Here is a 3,772-nt window from a genome sequence, read left to right as displayed (position 1 = left end):
CATTAACGATTTGCTGACAGCGTTTTGGTTTGCCAGAAAAGGCAAACACCATGGCAAACATCATTTCACAGGAGGTTTTGCCGCTATGCTTCCAACAGCTTCTGATAAATCACTTGGAAGTGGAAAGTTTTCTGTAGGCCCCAGTTTTGACTATGAATTTGAGAGTGGCCGCTGGTTTGCCGGGGCAATTGCCCTGCAGGTGTGGTCCGTGGCAGGACCATCAGACCTGAAAGCTGTTAACATGTTAATGATTAAACCCTTTGTGGTATTTAATGTGGTGGAACGTTTTGATCTTATATATATGCCTTATGGTGTTTCCGTATATTGGAACAAACCCGCAGGTGAAAAAGTATACCTACCATTAGGCGGAGGAGGCCAATATCAAATCCCACTTGGAAAAAAAACAACATTGAATCTTGGGGTTCAATTTTTTAAAAATGTTATCAGACCCACCAAAGGAACAGTATATGATTTGCGCTTTTTGGTAGAATTTGTGCTTTAAAAATTCCGTGGTCAGGGAACATTCACATAATGATAAATAATAGATTACAAAAAAAATAAAATAATGACTCCTGATACTATTTATTTAAAAAGACTAAGTCGTTTTATAGACGTGGTCTACGCCGTGATTTTCTTCCATATTGCCAGCCAGTATCTTCCCCACTTTGAAGAGATGACCTGGACGGAGAAGCCTTACGGCCTTCTAAGTCATCTATGGGATGGTCGCATGGAGTTGTTACGTATTATCATAGGTTGTGGACTGGCCCTCTTACACTGGAACCAAAACGTTGGTATCTTTAAAAACCTGGCACGGACCAATTACAACCATGCGGCTCTTTCTCTGTTACAGTTGTTCTTTGTGGTCCTTTTTGTTTATTTTGCCATTGCCGATCCCAATCTGGAAACCAAATCCTCGCCAGCCTTGCAGGCAGGCAGCCTGGCCATAGCAGGATTTATGAGTGTTGGCCTATGGAAATTTGCAGCTAAAAAAGGCCTAATCCGGGAAGGCATGACCGAAGAGGAGGTCAAACAAATCACTAAGAGCAATCTAATGGAACCGCTAACAGCCACAATCAATATAGGCTTAGCCTTTGTAAGCCCGCTGGTATGGACTTTGGCCTGGTTTGTACTCCCACCGATTTTTATATGGATCTTGAAAAAAAGAAAGTAAAAACAGGGTTTCTGATTTAGTATGGTATAATTGGTCAAAAGAAAATTGTATGGCCAATTATTATTAAACTTAGCGACACATGGATGAAATGAAAAAAATACAGCAGTTAGATCCAAGGTGGATCGCGGTGCTACTGTTACTGACTAGTGGTGTATTTGTTTTTGTGCTGCCGCTATTGAAAACTGAATCACCACTCCTTGGTATTCTGCTAATTTCAGTAATTATTTTTCTTGCCGCATATAACATTTCCCGAAGACTCATTTTAATAGGTTTAATTGCTATTTTCATTGAGGTGGGCACGCGGACTACTGATTTTAAGGTTCTCAACTACCTTGCTGTAGTGACCACAAATTTATTTCTCATTTACATAGTTGGTAATGTGGTTCTCGATATGATGCGCCAGCGTTCTGTTACCTTATTTACCCTGGTGGAAGCTGTAAACGGGTACCTGCTAATGGGTATTATGTTTATTAGCCTTGTTGCTTATTGTGAACTTACCTTTCCCGGTGCTTATTTGTTCAAAGGTGAAGAGAGTATAGACCTGGTCTATTATACGATAGTGACCCTTACCACAGTGGGTTATGGAGATATTATACCACAGATACCTATTGCTAAATCGCTCTCTATGATTATTGCCATTTCCGGTCAATTCTATATAGCCGTAGTTGTAGCTATCATCGTTGGCAAATTTGCCAGCAAGAATTAGGTTAATATACCTTTAGGTAGTTACTAAGTTATGTAAGTAATACGAAACCAAAAAGAATATGATTAAATCAAGCTCAAAGTTTCCCTTTATGATAAACCTGGCTGCTTTTATTATCATAATTGCGGGATTAATCTCTGGTGCAACCATAATCACTCCAATTTTAATGGCAGTATTTCTTTCCATTATTTGTACACCACCAATTAGGTATCTGGTAAGGAAAAGGGTGCCGCAGAGTTTGGCTGTTTTAGTTGTGTTTCTAATGCTCATAGCAATCTTCATTGGTTTAGGCGAATTAGTGGGACGTTCCCTTGCTGCTTTTACTCAAAATACAGGGTTGTATGAACAGAATCTGGATAAAATTGGTGCATCTGCTTTAGATTTTTTGAATGACAGGGGATTTAATTTTTCATTTGATAGAATAGATGATTTATTGGAACCTTCTAAAATAATGCGTTTTACAGCCGGTTTACTGGGTCAGCTTGGGGGGTTTATGGGCAATTTTCTAACTATACTCTTCTTAGTACTTTTTCTTTTATTGGAATTGGATGATATTTCAATAAAAGTAGATGCCATCCTAAAAGACTATTCGGTAAATTATTCATATTTTGATGAAATTGGGAATAGAATTCGCCATTACCTTTCAATTAAAACACTTACAAGTCTTATCACAGGTACTTTAATATGGATAGCATTGTCACTTATTGGCGTGGATTATGCCATTTTATGGGGTTTAATAGCATTCCTGTTAAATTATATTCCAACTATAGGATCTTTTATTGCAGCGTTTCCTGCCGTTCTATTTGCTCTGGTTCAACTTGGATTTGGAGGTGCATTGGCTGCGCTGATTGCATTTGTTGCGGTGAATTTAATAATAGGTAGTATTGCAGAGCCAAAACTCATGGGGCAGGGTATGGGATTATCTACTGCAATAGTATTCTTATCTCTTATTTTTTGGGGATTTGTATTAGGTACGGTAGGAATGTTTTTATCTGTTCCTTTGACAATGACTGTGAAAATCATGCTAGAGCACGATCCAAAGACAAGGTGGATCGCCATTATTCTTGGAACAAAAAAAGATGCAAAAGCCCTGATTAAAGAAAATGAATCGACATAACTGTTCAGGATTTGCAATAGTTTCAAAATAAATGGACAAAAAAGATTAAAAGCCAAACCTAATCGCAATAATCAGGTTATTTGCTTTATGCTATTTTTGTCCATTTCACTACAATCCGGCACAGATCATAAAGTAAATTGTAATCATTTTGAGCTTCAAAAGAACATTAAAATTTGTCCTGTTCCACAATAAATGGTTACCACAAAACCGAAGTAATATTTAGTTTTCCATTTCCTGCAATTTAGTAAGAGCCTCCGATTTGGAATTCACATCAAGTTTTAAGTATATATTCTGAATATGAAAATTTACGGTGCTTGGAGTAACAAAAAGCTTGTCGGCTATAAGTTTATAAGTGGCTCCCTGGCACAGATAATCAATTATTTCGTTTTCCCGTTCAGAAAAAGTATTATACGATTTTCTGTGAAACATTGAGATTACAGCTTTGACTATGTCATTGCTCATGGTGGCACCTTCATATTTGATGGAATTTAAGGCATTGTACAAACGTTTTTTTGTTACCGGTTTTGTAAGGTAGCCATTTGCCCGGTTTTTAAAGGCTTTTTTGATAAGCTCAAAATCTTTCTGGGCGCTTATCATAATAATTTTTACTTCGGAATCTTTTTTCCTAAACTTTGAGATTCCTTGAATGCCACATACTTCGGGCATAGATACTTCGGAAACAATTATATCTGGTGATACATTGTCAAAGTCTTTTAAAGCATCTTCAACGGAAATATAAAGACCTCCGAGGTAATAATCCTGGTAGGTTTCAAAATAATAC

4 protein-coding genes and 1 pseudogene are annotated in these 3,772 nt (G+C 37.5%); 4 read left to right on the top strand and 1 reads right to left on the bottom strand.

Features of this window, described 5'->3' with window-relative positions; translation table 11 throughout:
• From Q0X66_RS15515 to Q0X66_RS15500, 4 genes and pseudogenes are all read left to right on the top strand, one after another.
• Positions 1 to 502 (top strand): annotated as a pseudogene (locus tag Q0X66_RS15515) (hypothetical protein); the annotation flags it as partial.
• A 63-nt stretch (positions 503 to 565) separates the two neighbouring features.
• Complete coding sequence (locus tag Q0X66_RS15510; protein WP_297707967.1) at positions 566 to 1,171, top strand: hypothetical protein; 606 nt, start codon at positions 566 to 568, stop codon at positions 1,169 to 1,171.
• Positions 1,172 to 1,259: 88 nt separating this feature from the next.
• Complete coding sequence (locus tag Q0X66_RS15505) at positions 1,260 to 1,877, top strand: potassium channel family protein (RefSeq protein WP_297707965.1); 618 nt, start codon at positions 1,260 to 1,262, stop codon at positions 1,875 to 1,877.
• Between the two features lie 58 nt (positions 1,878 to 1,935).
• Entirely contained in the window at positions 1,936 to 2,991 is a 1,056-nt protein-coding gene (locus tag Q0X66_RS15500; RefSeq protein ID WP_297707963.1) for an AI-2E family transporter, read from the top strand.
• A 219-nt stretch (positions 2,992 to 3,210) separates the two neighbouring features.
• On the opposite strand, the gene Q0X66_RS15495 is transcribed toward Q0X66_RS15500, so the two are convergent.
• A partial coding sequence (locus tag Q0X66_RS15495) for a response regulator transcription factor (RefSeq protein WP_297707961.1) occupies positions 3,211 to 3,772 on the bottom strand: 562 nt, incomplete at its 5' end.

Source organism: uncultured Eudoraea sp. (genome assembly GCF_947260015.1).
Classification (GTDB): domain Bacteria; phylum Bacteroidota; class Bacteroidia; order Flavobacteriales; family Flavobacteriaceae; genus Eudoraea.
Note: the sequence above shows the minus strand (reverse complement) of the source record. Positions and strands in the feature narration are given on the sequence as shown.